The sequence below is a fragment of the Streptomyces sp. SM10 genome, assembly GCF_002910915.1.
In the GTDB taxonomy this organism is placed as follows: Bacteria; Actinomycetota; Actinomycetes; order Streptomycetales; family Streptomycetaceae; genus Streptomyces.
In genome coordinates this window covers 1-15,480 of the sequence record NZ_NEUF01000033.1, presented here as the reverse complement: position 1 = coordinate 15,480, position 15,480 = coordinate 1, and the positions used below count along the sequence as shown (strand labels likewise).

Annotated in this window: 15 protein-coding genes; 7 read left to right on the top strand and 8 right to left on the bottom strand. The window is 71.8% G+C overall.

Annotation, left to right across the window (positions count from 1 at the left end):
• Positions 1–31: 31 nt before the first annotated feature.
• Positions 32–388 (bottom strand): iron-sulfur cluster assembly accessory protein, encoded by a 357-nt coding sequence (locus B9S57_RS02950; RefSeq protein WP_056784314.1) that lies wholly within the window; start codon positions 386–388, stop codon positions 32–34.
• 229 nt (positions 389–617) lie between these two features.
• Here B9S57_RS02950 and nadA point away from each other — a divergent pair, with 229 nt between their 5' ends.
• On the top strand, positions 618–1,808 hold the full coding sequence (gene nadA / locus B9S57_RS02945; RefSeq protein ID WP_103513983.1) for a quinolinate synthase NadA: 1,191 nt from the start codon (positions 618–620) through the stop codon (positions 1,806–1,808).
• A gap of 105 nt (positions 1,809–1,913) precedes the next feature.
• Here the strand turns inward: nadA and B9S57_RS02940 are convergent, their stop codons facing one another.
• The 5 genes from B9S57_RS02940 to B9S57_RS02920 all read right to left on the bottom strand — a co-directional run bounded on the left by B9S57_RS02940 (position 1,914) and on the right by B9S57_RS02920 (position 8,455).
• Positions 1,914–5,069, bottom strand: a complete 3,156-nt coding sequence (locus B9S57_RS02940) for an efflux RND transporter permease subunit (protein WP_103513962.1) — start codon at positions 5,067–5,069, stop codon at positions 1,914–1,916.
• 187 nt (positions 5,070–5,256) lie between these two features.
• Entirely contained in the window at positions 5,257–5,946 is a 690-nt protein-coding gene (locus tag B9S57_RS02935) for a response regulator transcription factor (RefSeq protein ID WP_103513961.1), read from the bottom strand.
• Complete coding sequence (locus tag B9S57_RS02930) at positions 5,943–7,220, bottom strand: histidine kinase (RefSeq protein ID WP_103513960.1); 1,278 nt, start codon at positions 7,218–7,220, stop codon at positions 5,943–5,945. The genes B9S57_RS02935 and B9S57_RS02930 overlap by 4 nt, the downstream gene beginning before the upstream one ends.
• A gap of 163 nt (positions 7,221–7,383) precedes the next feature.
• Positions 7,384–7,662, bottom strand: coding sequence for a hypothetical protein (locus tag B9S57_RS02925; protein WP_103513959.1), 279 nt, complete (start codon positions 7,660–7,662; stop codon positions 7,384–7,386).
• 10 nt (positions 7,663–7,672) lie between these two features.
• Positions 7,673–8,455 (bottom strand): PspA/IM30 family protein, encoded by a 783-nt coding sequence (locus tag B9S57_RS02920; RefSeq protein WP_103513982.1) that lies wholly within the window; start codon positions 8,453–8,455, stop codon positions 7,673–7,675.
• Between the two features lie 297 nt (positions 8,456–8,752).
• Between B9S57_RS02920 and B9S57_RS02915 the strand changes: the two genes are divergently transcribed.
• The 3 genes from B9S57_RS02915 (at position 8,753) to B9S57_RS02905 (ending at position 11,294) form a co-directional block, all read left to right on the top strand.
• Positions 8,753–9,352: a DUF3043 domain-containing protein gene (locus B9S57_RS02915; protein WP_103513958.1), complete on the top strand. Its 600-nt coding sequence runs from the start codon at positions 8,753–8,755 to the stop codon at positions 9,350–9,352.
• 59 nt (positions 9,353–9,411) lie between these two features.
• On the top strand, positions 9,412–10,146 hold the full coding sequence (locus tag B9S57_RS02910; RefSeq protein ID WP_308457376.1) for a methyltransferase domain-containing protein: 735 nt from the start codon (positions 9,412–9,414) through the stop codon (positions 10,144–10,146).
• A 74-nt stretch (positions 10,147–10,220) separates the two neighbouring features.
• The gene (locus B9S57_RS02905) at positions 10,221–11,294 is read left to right on the top strand and encodes a S1C family serine protease (protein ID WP_103513956.1); all 1,074 of its coding nucleotides are present in this window, start codon (positions 10,221–10,223) and stop codon (positions 11,292–11,294) included.
• 65 nt (positions 11,295–11,359) lie between these two features.
• Here the strand turns inward: B9S57_RS02905 and B9S57_RS02900 are convergent, their stop codons facing one another.
• Positions 11,360–11,563 (bottom strand): hypothetical protein, encoded by a 204-nt coding sequence (locus B9S57_RS02900; RefSeq protein WP_099176312.1) that lies wholly within the window; start codon positions 11,561–11,563, stop codon positions 11,360–11,362.
• Positions 11,564–11,649: 86 nt separating this feature from the next.
• Here B9S57_RS02900 and B9S57_RS02895 point away from each other — a divergent pair, with 86 nt between their 5' ends.
• Complete coding sequence (locus B9S57_RS02895) at positions 11,650–12,852, top strand: bifunctional adenosylcobinamide kinase/adenosylcobinamide-phosphate guanylyltransferase (RefSeq protein ID WP_103513955.1); 1,203 nt, start codon at positions 11,650–11,652, stop codon at positions 12,850–12,852.
• A 114-nt stretch (positions 12,853–12,966) separates the two neighbouring features.
• Positions 12,967–14,079, top strand: coding sequence for a nicotinate-nucleotide--dimethylbenzimidazole phosphoribosyltransferase (gene cobT, locus B9S57_RS02890; protein WP_103513954.1), 1,113 nt, complete (start codon positions 12,967–12,969; stop codon positions 14,077–14,079).
• Between the two features lie 5 nt (positions 14,080–14,084).
• On the opposite strand, the gene B9S57_RS02885 is transcribed toward cobT, so the two are convergent.
• A complete protein-coding gene (locus tag B9S57_RS02885) occupies positions 14,085–14,855 on the bottom strand; it encodes a hypothetical protein (RefSeq protein WP_103513953.1) in 771 nt (256 codons plus the stop codon).
• An 87-nt stretch (positions 14,856–14,942) separates the two neighbouring features.
• On the opposite strand from B9S57_RS02885, the gene B9S57_RS02880 reads away from it, so the two are divergent.
• Positions 14,943–15,480: adenosylcobinamide-GDP ribazoletransferase (locus B9S57_RS02880; RefSeq protein WP_103513952.1), on the top strand; the 538-nt coding region annotated here is incomplete at its 3' end.

The window sequence follows — 15,480 nt, the reverse complement described above, 5'->3', positions numbered from 1 at the left end:
GGGAGCGCCGCCGCCGTCGTACGTCTCAGGCTCAGCTGAAGGAGTCACCGCAGGCGCAGGAGCCCGTGGCGTTCGGGTTGTCGATCGTGAAGCCCTGCTTCTCGATCGTGTCCACGAAGTCCACGGAGGCGCCGCCCAGGTACGGGGCGCTCATCCGGTCGGTGACGACCTTGACGCCGCCGAAGTCCTTCACGACGTCCCCGTCGAGCGAGCGCTCGTCGAAGAAGAGCTGGTAGCGCAGGCCCGAGCAGCCTCCGGGCTGTACGGCGACGCGCAGCGCGAGGTCGTCCCGGCCCTCCTGCTCGAGCAGGGTCCTGACCTTGTCTGCGGCGGCGTCGGACAGGAGGATGCCGTCGCTCACGGTGGTGGTCTCGTCCGATACGGACATCTGCTTCTCTCCCGGGTTGTACGGACTGCTTGCCGACGGTCCAACCATCGGGGCCGCGGATTCATTCCGGGCCAGGCGCGTGTCTGTTCCCTTCATGCTCGCACACCGTCCCCGTGGGGGGATGCGTCACATCGACGCTATCGGCATCGTCAAGCTGACACGAAGCGGTTATGATAGATAATGTCAATTAGACGAAAAGGCGTTTCGCAGAAAAGAAAGGGTGCGTGTCGTGACCACCGCCCAGCCCCTGGATGTCCAGCCGACCCCCCTCGCCCTTCTGCTCCTCGGCCGCGAGGCCGACCCGCGGAGCGAGCGCGGGGTCGAATGCCCCGGTGACCTGCCCTCCCCGTCCGACCCGGACCTGGTGGAGCGGGCCCGCGCGGCCAAGGAGAAGCTCGGGGACCAGGTCTTCGTGCTCGGCCACCACTACCAGCGCGACGAGGTCATCCAGTTCGCGGACGTCACGGGCGACTCGTTCAAGCTCGCCCGGGACGCGGCGGCGCGGCCCGAGGCCGAATACATCGTCTTCTGCGGCGTGCACTTCATGGCGGAGTCGGCGGACATCCTGACCGGTGACGACCAGAAGGTCGTCCTGCCTGACCTGGCCGCCGGCTGCTCGATGGCCGACATGGCCACCGCCGAGCAGGTCGCCGAGTGCTGGGACGTGCTGACGGAGGCGGGGGTCGCCGACCAGGTCGTGCCGGTCTCCTACATGAACTCCTCCGCCGACATCAAGGCCTTCACCGGCCGGCACGGCGGCACGATCTGCACCTCGTCCAACGCGAAGCGGGCGCTGGAGTGGGCCTTCGAGCAGGGTGGGCCCTCGGCGACCAAGGTCCTCTTCCTCCCGGACCAGCACCTGGGCCGGAACACGGCCGTGCGGGACATGGGGATGGCCCTGGAGGACTGCGTCCTCTACAACCCGCACAAGCCGAACGGCGGCCTCACGGCCGAGGAGCTGCGCGACGCGAAGATGATCCTGTGGCGCGGGCACTGCTCGGTGCACGGGCGCTTCTCGGTGGAGTCCGTCGAGGACGTACGGGCACGGATCCCGGGCGTCAACGTGCTGGTGCACCCGGAGTGCAAGCACGAGGTCGTGGCCGCCGCGGACCACGTGGGGTCCACGGAGTACATCATCAAGGCCCTGGAGGCGGCTCCGGCCGGCTCGAAGTGGGCGATAGGCACGGAGCTGAACCTCGTGCGCCGGCTGGCGAACCGTTTCGCCGCTGAGGACAAGGAGATCGTCTTCCTCGACAAGACGGTCTGCTTCTGCTCGACGATGAACAGGATCGACCTGCCGCACCTGGTGTGGACGCTGGAGTCGCTGGCCGAGGGGAACCTCGTCAACCGGATCCAGGTCGACCCCGAGACGGAGAAGTACGCGAAGCTGGCGCTGGAGCGGATGCTGGCGCTGCCGTAGGACGGTGCGGGAGGCGCTCGCCCTCCCGCCCTGCCGCACCCGGAAGGCCCCCGACACCGTGTGCACGGTGTCGGGGGCCTTCCGGGTGTTGCCGCGGGGTTTTTGTCAGGCCTTCGCGGGCTCCGGCTCGCCGGAGACCGCTTCCTCCGCCGTCTCCGGGGTGGCCTCGCCGGACTTCGCCTCACGCTTGGCGGCCTTCTTCTTCGCGCGGCGCTCCTTGCGGAGTTCGACCATCGCGTAGAGCGTCGGCACCAGGAGCAGGGTCAGCAGCGTGGAGGTGATCAGACCGCCGATCACCACGACCGCCAGCGGCTGTGAGATGAACCCGCCCTCGCCGGTGACGCCGAGCGCCATCGGGAGCAGGGCGAAGATCGTCGCCAGTGCCGTCATCAGGATCGGGCGGAGCCGGTGGCGCCCGCCCTCGATCACGGCTTCGACGACGCCCATGCCCTGAGCCCTGTACTGGTTGATCAGGTCGATCAGCACGATCGCGTTGGTCACCACGATACCGATCAGCATCAGCATCCCGATCATCGCCGGGACGCCCATCGGGGTGCCGGTGACGACCAGGAGGCCGATGGCGCCGGTCGCCGCGAAGGGGATGGAGACCAGCAGGATCAGCGGCTGGACGAGCGACCTGAAGGTGGCCACCAGCAGCATGAAGACGATCGCGATGGCCGCCAGCATGGCCAGGCCCAGCTTCATGAAGGCGTCGTTCTGGTCCTCGGAGACACCACCGATGGTGGCGGTGGCGCCGTCCGGGAGGTCCAGGGCGTCGATCTTCGACTGGAGCGAGGTGCTGACCGCTCCCGTGTTGTCGCCGGTCGGCTTGGCGGTGATCGTCGCCGCGCGCTGACCGTCGATCCGGGTCATCGAGACCGGGCCGGGGACCAGCTTCACGTCCGCGATCCGGCCGAGCGTCACCGATCCGAGCCGGAGGGCCTTCAGCTCGGCCATGGTGGTGGCCGGCCGGGCCGACTTCACCACGACGTCCCGCTCGGTGTCGTCCATGATCGCCGAACCGGCCGGGGTGCCGCGCACCGCGCCGGCGACCGCGGCGCCGAGAGTGGTCTCGTCGAACCCGGCGTCGGCCGCCTTGTCGTTGGCCTTGACCGAGATGCGCGGGACGCTCTGCGCCAGGTCGCTCTGGACGTCGGTGACGTCCTTGAGCTTCGCGACCTCGCCCCGCACCGCTTCGGACGCCTTCTTCAGGACGTCCGCGTCGGCGGCCTTGACCACGACGCTGAGGTCCTGGCTGCCGAAGCCGTCGCCGGCGGCGATCGTGGTGTCGCCGATGCCGTCGAGCTTGCCGAGGGCCTCGTCGATCCGGTCCTGGGTGGCGTCGTAGTCCGCCGAGTCCTTGAGGGTGACCTGGTAGGAGGCCTGGTTGGCGCCCGTACCGCCGCCGAAGGCAGCCATGAAGCCGGACGAGCCGACGGTGACCTGGTAGTCCCCCACGCCCTTGTCGGCGGCGAGGACCTTCTCGACCTTCTTCGCGGCCTCGTCGGCGGCGGCCAGGCTCGTGCCGGGGGTCAGCTCCTGCTTGACGGAGAGGACTTCCTGCTCGCCCTGGTCGAAGAAGTTGGTCTTCAGCAGGGGGGCCATGCCGAACGTGCCGAACAGGATCACGAACGCGAGGACGATGCTGGTGGCACGGCGACGGGTCGCGAAGCGCAGCACCGGGACGTAGATCCGCTGGAGCCGGCTCGCGGCCTCCTTCTCCTCGGCCTCGCGGCGCGCCTCGTCCGGGTCGGCGGCGGTGCCCTTGGGGGCCCGCAGGAACCAGAACGAGAGGACCGGGACCACGGTCAGCGAGACCAGCAGGGAGGCCAGCAGGGCCGCCGTGACCGTGAGGGAGAACGAACCGAAGAGCTGGCCGACCATGCCGCCGACCAGGCCGATGGGCAGGAAGACCGCGACCGTGGTGAGCGTGGAGGAGGTGACCGCGCCGGCCACCTCCTTGACGGCGGTGATGATCGCCGACCGGCGCTCCTCGCCGTAGCCGAGGTGCCGCTTGATGTTCTCCAGGACGACGATCGAGTCGTCGACGACGCGGCCGATCGCGATGGTCAGCGCGCCGAGGGTGAGCATGTTGAGCGACAGGTCGCGGGTCCAGAGCACGATCAGCGCGAGAACCACGGAGAGCGGGATGGAGACCGCGGTGACGAGCGTCGAACGGATCGACGCGAGGAACACCAGGATCACGACGACCGCGAAGAGCAGGCCGAGTGCGCCTTCGGTGGTCAGGCCGGAGATCGCCTTGGAGACGGCCGGCCCCTGGTCGGAGACGACGGTCAGCTCGGCGTCGGCGCCGAGGTCCTTGCGCAGGCCGGGGAGCTTGTCCTGGACGGCGTCCGAGATGGCGACGGCGCTGCCGTCCTGGTCCATCGTCGCCATGACGGCGAGGCTCGGCTTGCCGTTGGTGCGGGTGATGGAGACCGCGGTGGAGGGCTCCTGCTTCACCGTGGCGATGTCGCCGACGCGGACCGGCTTCCCGGACTTGCCGGTGGCCGGCTTCGCCGCGGAGACCTTGAGGTCCTCGATCTGCTGGAGCGAGGTGAAGGAACCGCCCACCTGGATCGTGCGGCTCTTGCCCGACTCGGAGAAGGAGCCGGCCGGGACCGTGGCGCCACCGGCCTGGAGGGCCTGGGCCAGCGAGGCGGCGCTCATGCCCGCCGCGGCGAGCTTCCTGTCGTCGGGGACGACGGAGACCTGGAGCTCCTGGACGCCGTCGACGGCGACCTGTCCGACACCCTCGATGTCCTCGAGCGCCGGAACGACCGTGCGGTCCAGCTGGTCGGCGAGCGCCTGCTGGTCCTTGTCGGAGGTGACGGCGAGGACGACGGTCGGGATGTCGTCCGTCGAACCGGCGATGACCTGCGGGTCCACATCCTCGGGCAGCTGGATGCGGGCGCGGTTCACCGCCTGCTGGATGTCGGCGACGAGCTGCTTCGTGCCCTCGTCGCCGAAGTCGAAGGACGCCATGACGACGGCGTTGCCCTCGCTGGCGGTCGAGGTGACGCCCTCGACGCCGTCGACGGCCTTGATGGCGTTCTCGAGGGGCTCGACGACCTGCTTCTCGACCACATCGGGTGACGCGCCCTGATAGGGGGCCAGCACCGACACCATCGGGAGCTCGATGGTGGGCAGCAGCTGCTGCTTGAGCTGCGGGATCGCAATCGCTCCGAATACGAGCGCGACGATCGAGATCAGCCCGATCAGCGCCCTCTGCGCGAGGCTGAATCTGGACAGCCAGGACATGGGTGGGTCTCTCTTCTGTGGCGTACGCGGCAGGTGGGCGGCTGTTCGGCGACCGCCGGTCCGGCGATCACAGGGGACACAGCCCGCCCATCCATACGATCGCCGGTTCCGTGAGCGAAATCGTCGGCCCCCGGGTTGCCTTTTCGTCCCGCGCATACCGCAGCTGGAGTAGAGGGGCCTCCACCCGTCACTCCACCCGTGGGCGGACCAGGCCCGATTCGTACGCAATGACCACCAATTGAGCCCGGTCCCGCGCGCCCAGCTTCGCCATGGCCCGGTTGACGTGGGTCTTCACGGTGAGGGGGCTGACCTCGAGACGGTCGGCGATCTGGTCGTTGGAGTGCCCGCCCGCGACCTTGACGAGGACCTCGCGCTCGCGCCCGGTGAGTGCGGCCAGCCGCTCCGAGTACTCGGCTCCGCCGGGCCCCGCGCCCCCGCTTCCGGCCTGGGCGAGGAAGGTGGCGATGAGTCCCTTGGTGGCGACCGGGGAGAGCAGCGCCTCACCGGCCGCGGCGACCCGGATGGCGTTGAGCAGCTCATCCGGTTCGGCACCCTTGCCCAGGAAGCCGGAGGCCCCCGCGCGCAGGGACTGCACGACGTACTCGTCCACCTCGAAGGTGGTGAGCATGACGATCCGGACCCCCGCGAGGTCCGGGTCCGCGCTGATCGTCCGGGTCGCGGCGAGCCCGTCGGTGCCCGGCATCCGGATGTCCATCAGCACGACGTCGGCGCGGGTCGAACGGGCCAGCTCCACGGCCTGTGCCCCGTCGGCGGCCTCGCCGACGACCTCCATGTCGGGCTCGGAGTCGACCAGCACCCGGAACGCGCTGCGCAGCAGCGCCTGGTCGTCGGCGAGCAGCACCTTGATGGGCGTCACGCGCGTTCCTCCGTCGTCGTCCCCGTCGTCCCGGCCGGGTCCGGCCGCTCCGGCACCCGTGTGCGGGACGTGACGGGCAGGATCGCATGGACCCTGAACCCGCCTCCGTAACGGGGTCCCGCCGTGAGGGTGCCGCCGAGGGCCGTGACCCGCTCGCGCATGCCGAGGAGCCCGTGCCTGCCCCCGTCCGCCTGCGCGGGCAGGGGGCCCGCGCCCCTGCCGTTGTCGAGCACGGTGACCTCGGCGGTCCCCCCGACCCGTACGACGCTCACCTCGGCCTTCGCTCCGGTGCCCGCGTGCTTGCGCACATTGGTCAGCGCCTCCTGGATGATCCGGTAGGCCGCGAGGTCCACCGCCGCGGGCAGCGGGCTGTCCAGGTCGGTGCAGGCCACCTCCACGGGGAGCCCCGCGTTGCGGAACGTGCCGACCAGGGTGTCGAGGACCGCGAGCCCCGGGGCCGGCTCCGTGGGTGCCTCCGGGTCCCCGGACTGACGCAGCAGTCCGACCGTGGTGCGCAGTTCGTTGAGGGCCGAGCGGCTGGCCTCCCGCACGTGGGCGAGCGCCTCCTTGGCCTGGTCGGGGCGCTTGTCCATGACATGGGCCGCGACCCCGGCCTGGACGTTGACCAGGGCGATGTGGTGGGCGACGACGTCGTGCAGGTCCCGGGCGATCCGCAGCCGCTCCTCGGCGACCCTGCGCCGGGCCTCCTCGTCGCGCGTGCGCTCCGCGCGTTCGGCCCGTTCCCTGATCGCGTCGATGAACGCGCGCCTGCTGCGGACCGCGTCTCCGGCGGCACCGGCCAGGCCGGTCCAGGCCAGGACGCCCAGGTTCTCCTGGCTGTACCAGGGGGTCGCGCCGACGACCATCGCGGCCATCGCCAGAGCGCCCATGGTGAGCAGGCCGACGCGCCAGGTGGTGGGACGGTCGGTGCTGGCCGCGACGGTGAAGAGCGCGATGACCGCGCTCATGACCACGGGGGCGGGCGGGTCCATGAGGACGAACTCGACGACGGACAGCAGCCCGGTCACCCCGAGTACCGCCATGGGCCTGCGCCTGCGCAGGACGAGTGCGCCGGCGCCGAGCACCATCAGCAGCACGCTCGCCGGCTCGGGCACCCGCGCGCCGAAGACGGGTCCGTGGCCGGGGTCGGGCTCGGCGAACGACGCGCAGACCATGCAGACGAGCACGGCGAGGGCGAGGCCGCCGTCGAAGGCGAGGGGATGGCCGCGCAGCCAGCGGCGGGCGCGCGCGAGCCCGGTTCCGAGCGTGGTCACGTCGGAAACGGTACGGCGTGCCGTCGACGGGCCGGTCCGTCCGGTGTCCGCACCGTGTCACAAGGGCCGTGCCCCACGCCGGACGGACCGTGTCACGGCACCGTGCCCCGCGCCGGACGGACCGGGGCGGGGCACGGCGGGGAGTGCGGAGCGGGCGTGCCGGTCAGCCGGGGATCAGCCCGTCGTCGCGGAGCATGGAACGCACCTCTTCGAGGGTGGCGTCGGGTGCCGGCAGGATCAGTTCGGACGGCTCCAGGGAGTCGTCGGGGAGCGGCGAGCCGAGCTCGCGCACCTTGTCCAGCAGGGCGTGGAGCGTGGTGCGGAACCCCGGTCCGTCACCGCTCTCCATCTCCGCGAGGAGTATGTCGTCGAGCTTGTTCAGCTCGGCGACATGACTGTCGGCCAGACTGACCTGGCCCTCCCCCATGATCCGTACGATCATGACGCCGCCCTCACTGCTTGTCGAACTTGTGCGGAGACTGCTGCGACTGCGGTGCCGAGTCCTCGGCGCCGCCCTCGATGGCCTGCTGCTGGCCGGCGGATCCGCCGGCCAGCTCGGCCTTCATGCGCTGCAGTTCCAGTTCTACATCCGTACCACCGGAGATCCGGTCCAGCTCGGCGGCGATGTCGTCCTTCGCCGTGCCGGACGGGTCGTCGAGGGCCCCGGAGGCCAGCAGTTCGTCGATGGCTCCCGCACGTGCCTGGAGCTGCTGGGTCTTGTCCTCGGCCCGCTGGATGGCCAGGCCGACGTCGCCCATCTCCTCGGAGATGCCGGAGAAGGCCTCACCGATCCGGGTCTGGGCCTGGGCCGCCGTGTAGGTGGCCTTGATCGTCTCCTTCTTCGTACGGAAGGCGTCGACCTTGGCCTGCAGCCGCTGGGCCGCGAGGGTGAGCTTCTCCTCTTCGCCCTGCAGCGTCTGGTGCTGCGTCTCCAGGTCGGTGACCTGCTGCTGAAGGGCGGCGCGCCTCGACAGCGCTTCGCGGGCCAGGTCCTCACGACCGAGCGCGAGCGCCTTGCGCCCCTGGTCCTCGAGCTTGGACGACTGCCCCTGCAGCTGGTTCAGCTGCAGCTCCAGACGCTTGCGCGAGGTCGCCACATCGGCGACGCCGCGGCGTACCTTCTGGAGCAGCTCAAGCTGCTTCTGGTACGAGTAATCGAGGGTCTCGCGCGGATCCTCGGCCCGGTCAAGGGCCTTGTTTGCCTTCGCGCGGAAGATCATCCCCATACGCTTCATGACACCGCTCATGGGCTTCGCGCGCCCCCTTCTGACTCAACTGAACTCCAGCACTCCAACAGAACCCACAGTACGGGCCCTGTCTCCATTACCGCACTGTTCGAGCACGGATGTGCTCCTCCGCAAGGACGACTGCCGCCGGTGACCGCTCCCGCCCAGGGAGTAGACGAAGATCAGGGATCACGTCGGCAACGTCCGTTCTGCCCCTGTCGGGACACTTTTCAGGACGCGGGCCGTTGCCGGATCGTTCCCGGCCGGTCCCCGGTACTCCCGGACGACCCCGTACCCTTGGGTTTTGTGTTCCGTAGCCGTTCCAAGGAAGAGAAGGCCCCCACCGGCAAGGTGACGGCGGACCTCTCCAAGCAGCCCCGCGACCCTCAGGCTCCCAAAGGTCGCCCCACCCCCAAGCGCAGCGATGCCCAGACGCAGCGCCGGCGTGCCTCCAGCGGCACGCCGACCGATCGCAAGGAGGCCGCCAAGCGTCAGCGTGAAGCGCGCCGCTCGGACATGGCCCGGCAGCGCGAGGCGCTGGCGTCGGGCGACGAGCGCTATCTGCCGGCGCGGGACAAGGGGCCCGTGCGGCGCTTCGTCCGTGACTTCGTGGACTCGCGCTTCTGCATCGCGGAGTACTTCCTTCCGCTCGCAGTGGTCATCCTGATCCTCAGCGTGATCCAGGTGCAGAACATCCAGAACATCTCGCTGCTGCTCTGGCTCGGTGTGATCGTGCTGATCGTCGTCGACTCCGTCGGCCTCGCGTTCCGTCTCAAGAAGCAGCTGGCCCAGCGCTTCCCGGACACCCCGAAGCGCGGCGCGGTGGCCTACGGCCTGATGCGTACGCTCCAGATGCGCCGTCTGCGTCTGCCCAAGCCGCAGGTCAAGCGGGGAGAGCGGCCCTGAGCACGGAGACCTCCGGCTTCACGGGGGTTTCCACCCGGTGGCTGAAAGGGCTCGGCGGACTGCGCAACGCGGTCCGCCAGGAGCTCGTCGCCCGGCAGCTCGACGAGCAGATAACCGGCCGCTTCCCCGTGGGCCAGCGGCTTCGGGTGCTCGACGTCGGCATGGGCCAGGGCACGCAGGCGCTGCGCCTGGCGCGGGCCGGGCACTCGGTGACGGGGCTGGAGTCCGACGCCGAGATGCTGGCGTCGGCGCGCGCGTCCCTGGCGGGCGAGCCCGAGGGCATCCGGGAGCGGGTGCGGCTCATCGAGGGCGACGGCCGTGACACCGGGGTGCACTTCCTGCCCGGCAGCTTCGACGTGGTGCTCTGTCACGGCGTGCTGATGTATGTCTCCGAGCCGGATCCGCTGCTGGCCGGACTGGCCCGGATGCTGGCGCCCGGCGGGCTGCTCTCGCTGCTCGTGCGGAACGCCGACGCGCTGGCGATGCGGCCGGGGACGGCGGGGGACTTCGCCACGGCTCTCGCGTCCTTCGACACGGACGCGTACACCAACAGGCTCGGCCTCGAGGTCCGGGCGGACCGGCTCGAGGTGCTGCGGGCCACCCTCGCGGGAATCGCCGCCCCGCTGCACGCCTGGTACGGCGTACGGGTCTTCACGGACAACGTGGGCAACGAGGCGGAACTGCCCGGCCCCGAGGAGCTGGCCCGGGTCTTCGCCGCCGAGGACCGGGCGGGGCGGACCGATCCGTACCGCGGCGTGGCCGCGCTGCTGCACCTGTGCGGTGTACGCGGCTGAACCGGCCGGAGCCGTACGGCTGATCGGACCAGCAGCACAGGCCGTCCGCCGCGGGTCCTGGCGATACTCCGGGAATGGACGCAACCCCTTCCCGCAGCCGGGTACGCCGCTCGCTCACGCCCCTGGCCGCCGGCGCCTGCGCGATCGCGCTGGCAGGCGGCTGCTCCGGAACCGGCCCCGCACCGGCCGCCGCCCCGGCCCGGCAGGCCGCGCCTGTCCAGGACGTGGGCGATCTGGAGAACCGGTACCGGACGGTCATCAAGGACGTTCTGCCCTCCGTCGTGCAGGTCGGCGCCGGGGACGGCCTCGGCTCGGGGATCGTCTACGACGACAAGGGCCACATCGTGACGAACGCCCACGTGGTGGGGGACGAGAAGACCTTCGACGTCAGTGTCGCCACCGGCGAGAAGGTGCTGAAGGCCTCCCTCGTCTCCGCCTATCCGGAACAGGACCTGGCCGTCATCAAGCTCGACGACGCCCCCGACGGGCTGCGCGCCGCGGAATTCGGGGACACCGACGAGGTCGAGGTGGGACAGATCGTCCTGGCGATGGGATCGCCTCTCGGTCTGTCCAGCAGCGTCACCCAGGGCATCGTCTCGGCCGTGGGCAGGACCGTCAGCGAGAGCCGCTCGGGCGGCGGCACCGGGGCGACGCTCGCCGACATGGTGCAGACCTCGGCGGCGATCAACCCCGGCAACAGCGGCGGCGCCCTGGTGAACCTCGACAGCGAGGTGATCGGCATCCCGACGCTCGCGGCGACGGACCCTCAGCTGGGTGGCAGCGCGGCGCCCGGGATCGGGTTCGCCATCCCCGTCTCGATGGTGCGCACGGTCGCCGACCAGATCATCGAGTCGGGGAAGGTCACGGACTCGGGCCGGGCGGCGCTGGACATCACGGGCCGCACCGTCGTCGACGACGCCTACAAGCCGGCCGGGGTCGCCATCGTCAGCACGAAGAAGGGCGGGGCCGCGGAGAAGGCGGGCCTGCGTGCCGGGGACATCGTCACCCGCGTCGGCGACACCAGGGTCACGACGATCACCTCGCTCTCGGAGGCCCTCGCGGGCGACAAGCCGGGCGAGAAGGTCCGGGTGACGTACACACGGGGTGGCGCGTCGAAGACCGCCGAGGTCACCCTGGGCGAGATCTGAGTCCGGGACCGCCCGGCCGCACGCCGCCCGCCCGGACGCAGGGGTCCGGGCGGGTGCGCGGGGCCTCAGTCGGCCTGGAGGCTCATCGGGCCGTAGATCTTCGTCGCGTCCTCGAAGAGCGTCACCTGGTCCGCGCCGCCCTCGAGGAGCTCCTTCCAGAACTCACCGATCCAGGACTCCGCGTCGCCCTGAGTCGTGAACTCCTCCGGCTGCAGGGCCGGCTCCGTCTCCGTACCGTCGGACTTCTCGAACCGCCACGTCCACGCCATGTCCGCCTCCTGGGTCACGTTGCTCCCCGAAGACTAGTGGGTGTCCCGGGCGCGCAGGTGGTTCACGGACACGGGAGGATCAGAGCGTGGAACTGACACTGCTCGGCACCGGAGCCCCCGACGGGCTGCCGAGGCCCGACTGCCCCTGCGCCGTCTGTGCGTCCGCCCGCGGTACGGAGGCCCGGGCGGCGACCGCGCTGCTCGTGGACGACGCGCTGCTCCTGGACCTCACCCCGGGCGCCGTGTTCGCCGCCGCCCGCGCGGGCCGCTCGCTCACCGCCGTCCGGCAGGTGCTGCTGACCCATCCTCACGACGGGCCCGCCATGGAGCTGCCCGCCTCGCTCCCGGCGGCGTCGCGCGTACCGGACGGCCAGGAACTGACCCTGATCAGCGGGCACCGGATCCGGGCCCTGGCCATGGACGCGCCGGGCACCGGTTACGAGGTGGTCTCGCCGGAGGGCGAGCGCCTGCTCTATCTGCCGCCCGGGGCCTCCCCCGCGGGTCTCGCCGATCCGGTGGCGGAGCCGTACGACATGGTCGTGGGGGATGTCGTCGGGCGGCCGGACGCGGTGGCCAGGCTGCGGGCCGTCGGGGCCGTCCGGCCCACCACCGAGGTGATCGCCGTCCATCTGGACCACGACGCGCCGCCGGGCACCGAGCTGGACCGCCGGCTCGCCGCCGGCGGTGCGCGTGCCGTGCCGGACGGGACGACACTGCCGGTGGGCGCCTACCACGCCGTGCCCGAGGTGCCCCGGCGCACGCTGGTCACGGGCGGAGCCCGGTCGGGCAAGTCGGTGGAGGCCGAACAGCGCCTGGAGACCTTCCCCGAGGTGGTGTACGTGGCGACGGGCGGCCGCCGCGAGGGGGACGCTGAGTGGGACGCCCGGATCGGGGTGCACCGGGAGCGCAGGCCCGCCGCGTGGCGCACCGAGGAGACCTGCGAGCTGGCGGGGCTGCTGGAGCAGGACGGCCCGCCGCTGCTGATCGACTGCCTGTCGCTGTGGCTGACGGACGCGATGGACCGGGTCGACGCCTGGGACGACGGCCGGTGGGCGGACGGTGGGGAGGAGAAGCTGCGTGAACGGGTCCTCGAGCTGGTCCGCGCGGTGCGCGGGACGCGTCGTACGGTCGTCGCGGTGACCAACGAGACGGGCTCGGGCGTGGTCCCGGCGACGGCGTCCGGGCGGCGCTTCCGCGACGAACTGGGCCGTCTGAACGCGGCGTTCGCCGCCGAGTGCGAGCAGGTGCTGCTGGTGGTGGCGGGGCAGGCCCTGGTGCTGCGGGGCTGAGCCGCGGGGACGTGCGGGGCCGGGGATGCGGGAGTGGGTGCCGGGTACTGTTCCGCAGAGGAGCCCCCCGGCGGGTTCCGGCCCACCCAGCGCCGACCCGCGAGGCAGAACCCCGTGAATCTGGACGACTTCTCCGACCTGATCGAACGCCCCGACGGGGGCGTGCGGCGCGATGCCGAGGAACGCCGGGAGCGGCTCGCCGTTCCCGGCGGCGCGCTCGGCCGGCTCGACGAGCTGGGTGAATGGCTGTCGGCCGCCCAGCAGGCGGTCCCGGTCAAGGCGGTCGAACGGCCACGCGTGGTGCTCTTCGCCGGCGACCACGGGGTGGCGGAGCTGGAGGTCTCCGGCCGGGCCGCCGGAACGGCGTACGAGCTCGTCCGGGGGGTGCTGGACGGCGCGAGCCCGGTCGCCGTGCTGGCCCGGCGTTTCTCCGTCCCCGTACGGGTCGTGGACGCCGGTCTGGACTGCGACCCGGAGCTGCTGCCGGAAGCGGTCGTACGCCACCGGGTGCGGCGCGGCAGCGGCCGGATCGACGTCGAGGACGCGCTGACGGCCGAGGAGGCCGAGCAGGCGGTGCGGCTCGGGATGCGCATCGCCGACGAGGAGGCCGACTCGGGCACGGATCTGGTGGTGCTGGGCGACCTGAGCGTCGGCGGCACGACGGCGGCCTCGACCCTGATCGCGGCCCTGTGCGGCACGGACGCCTCGGTGGTGACCGGGCGCGGCGGCGCGGGCATCGACGATCTGGCGTGGATGCGCAAGTGCGCGGCGGTCCGGGACGCGCTGCGGCGGGCCCGGCCCGTCCTCGGCGACCAGCTGGAGCTGCTGGCCGCGGTGGGCGGTGCGGACCTGGCGGCGATGACCGGGTTCCTGCTGCAGAGCGCGGTGCGCCGGATGCCCGTGGTGCTGGACGGCGTGGTCTCGGCTGCCTGCGCGCTGGTGGCCCAGCGTGCGGCGTTCCGGGCGCCGGACTGGTGGCTGGCGGGGCAGCTCAGCGGGGAGCCCGCGCAGCTGAAGGCGCTGGACCGGATGGCACTGACGCCGCTGCTGGACCACGGGGTGACGGTGGGCGAGGGAAGCGGCGCCCTGCTGGCCCTGCCGCTCGTCCAGGCCGCGGCGGCGCTGGCGGCGGAGCTGCCGGAGCGTGCGCAGGAGCAGGCCGAGCCCCCTGAGGCCGAGGAGGCCGAGGGGGCCGAGGGGGCGGAGCCCGCGGAGACGACTGCCTGAGCGGCTCAGGGCCCGCGTTCGGGGCCGGGCGGCAGCGGGGCCCTGTCCGGGGCCCCGCCGATCAGGTCCTCGAAGCGGCGCCGGGGGCCGACCCAGCGCACATCGTGGTGATAGGCCCTCAGCACGGCCCTCGCGCGGGCCCGGTGGCGCCGCCGGTAGAAGCGCCTCGCCCAGAGCGAGGTGGGGCGGGCCAGCCGGACCGCTCCGATCAGCGCGACGAACGGGACGAGGGTGCCGAGGACCGCCATCCGGGCCTTGCCCTTGAACAGCGCGATCAGGACCAGGCCGAAGTTGAGGACGTACGTCAGGGTGACGTCCAGTCTGTTCTGCTGCTCCCGCCCGGTCAGCTCGTCCACGCCGAGGGGTGAGAAGCCCGCCAGTACGAGCAGGACGAGCGAGGCCGTGAGGACGACGACCTCGACGCTCTGGCGGCCCTCCTCCGTCCAGTAGACGTCGTCGAGGTGGAGGATCAGCGCGAACTCGTCGAGGACCAGGCCGGCCCCCACTCCGAAGACCACCGCGAGGATCCCCGCGGCGACACCGTGCTGACCGCTCGCCACCGCGCCGAAGCCGCCGACCACCGACAGCACGACGCCGGGCACGACGTGGTGGACGTGCACACCGCCGGGCGTGACGTTGCGGAACGGCCCCTTCCCCGCCCGGATCATCCGGGTGATCATCCGGGTGATCGCGAAGGTCAGCACGAAGGCGCTGAGGGCGAGCAGCAGGGGGAGCTTGCCCGGCTCGACGATGTTCTGCTGGAACCAGTGACCCATGCCACCTCCACCCGAGAGACCGCGTATGCGGCTTATGGGCCACTCTGCCCAATTCGGCGCCCCGGCGCACCGGCTAGCGTGCGCGCGGTGACCTCCCTGAACAGCCACGGGCTGCGCTTCGCCTTCGGCACCCTGACCGCGCTCCCCGTGCACGTCTCCCGCTGGGACCGCGGCGCCGCCCGCGCAGGCATGCTGTGCGCCCCGGTCGCCGGACTCGCCGTGGGGCTGCTCGCCGCCCTCCCCGGGGTGCTGCTCCTCCTGGCAGGGGCGGGTCCCCTGCTGTCGGCGGTCGCCTCCGCCGCGCTCCCCGCCGCACTGACCCGCGGGCTCCATCTGGACGGGCTCGCGGACACCGCCGACGGGCTCGGCAGCGCCAGGCCCGCCGAGGACGCCCTGCGGATCATGAAGCAGTCGGACATCGGCCCGTTCGGCGTGATCACCCTGCTGTTCGTCCTGCTGGCCCAGGTCGCGGCGCTCTTCGAACTGTACGGCCGCGGCTGGGCGGACGGCGCCCTGGGCACGGTCACCGCCGCCGTCACGGCCCGGCTCGCCCTCACCCTGGCCTCGCGCCGGTCCGTACCGCCCGCCCGGCCGGAGGGTCTCGGCGCCGCGGTGGCGGGCACGG

Excerpts from the sequence above, each read along its gene's own strand:
- B9S57_RS02950 (WP_056784314.1), bottom strand. The coding sequence starts at position 388 with ATGTCCGTATCGGACGAGACCACCACCGTGAGCGACGGCATCCTCCTG.
- B9S57_RS02940 (WP_103513962.1), bottom strand. The coding sequence starts at position 5,069 with ATGTCCTGGCTGTCCAGATTCAGCCTCGCGCAGAGGGCGCTGATCGGG.
- B9S57_RS02925 (WP_103513959.1), bottom strand. The coding sequence starts at position 7,662 with ATGATCGTACGGATCATGGGGGAGGGCCAGGTCAGTCTGGCCGACAGT.
- B9S57_RS02920 (WP_103513982.1), bottom strand. The coding sequence starts at position 8,455 with ATGAAGCGTATGGGGATGATCTTCCGCGCGAAGGCAAACAAGGCCCTT.
- B9S57_RS02905 (WP_103513956.1), top strand. The coding sequence starts at position 10,221 with ATGGACGCAACCCCTTCCCGCAGCCGGGTACGCCGCTCGCTCACGCCC.
- B9S57_RS02900 (WP_099176312.1), bottom strand. The coding sequence starts at position 11,563 with ATGGCGTGGACGTGGCGGTTCGAGAAGTCCGACGGTACGGAGACGGAG.
- B9S57_RS02885 (WP_103513953.1), bottom strand. The coding sequence starts at position 14,855 with ATGGGTCACTGGTTCCAGCAGAACATCGTCGAGCCGGGCAAGCTCCCC.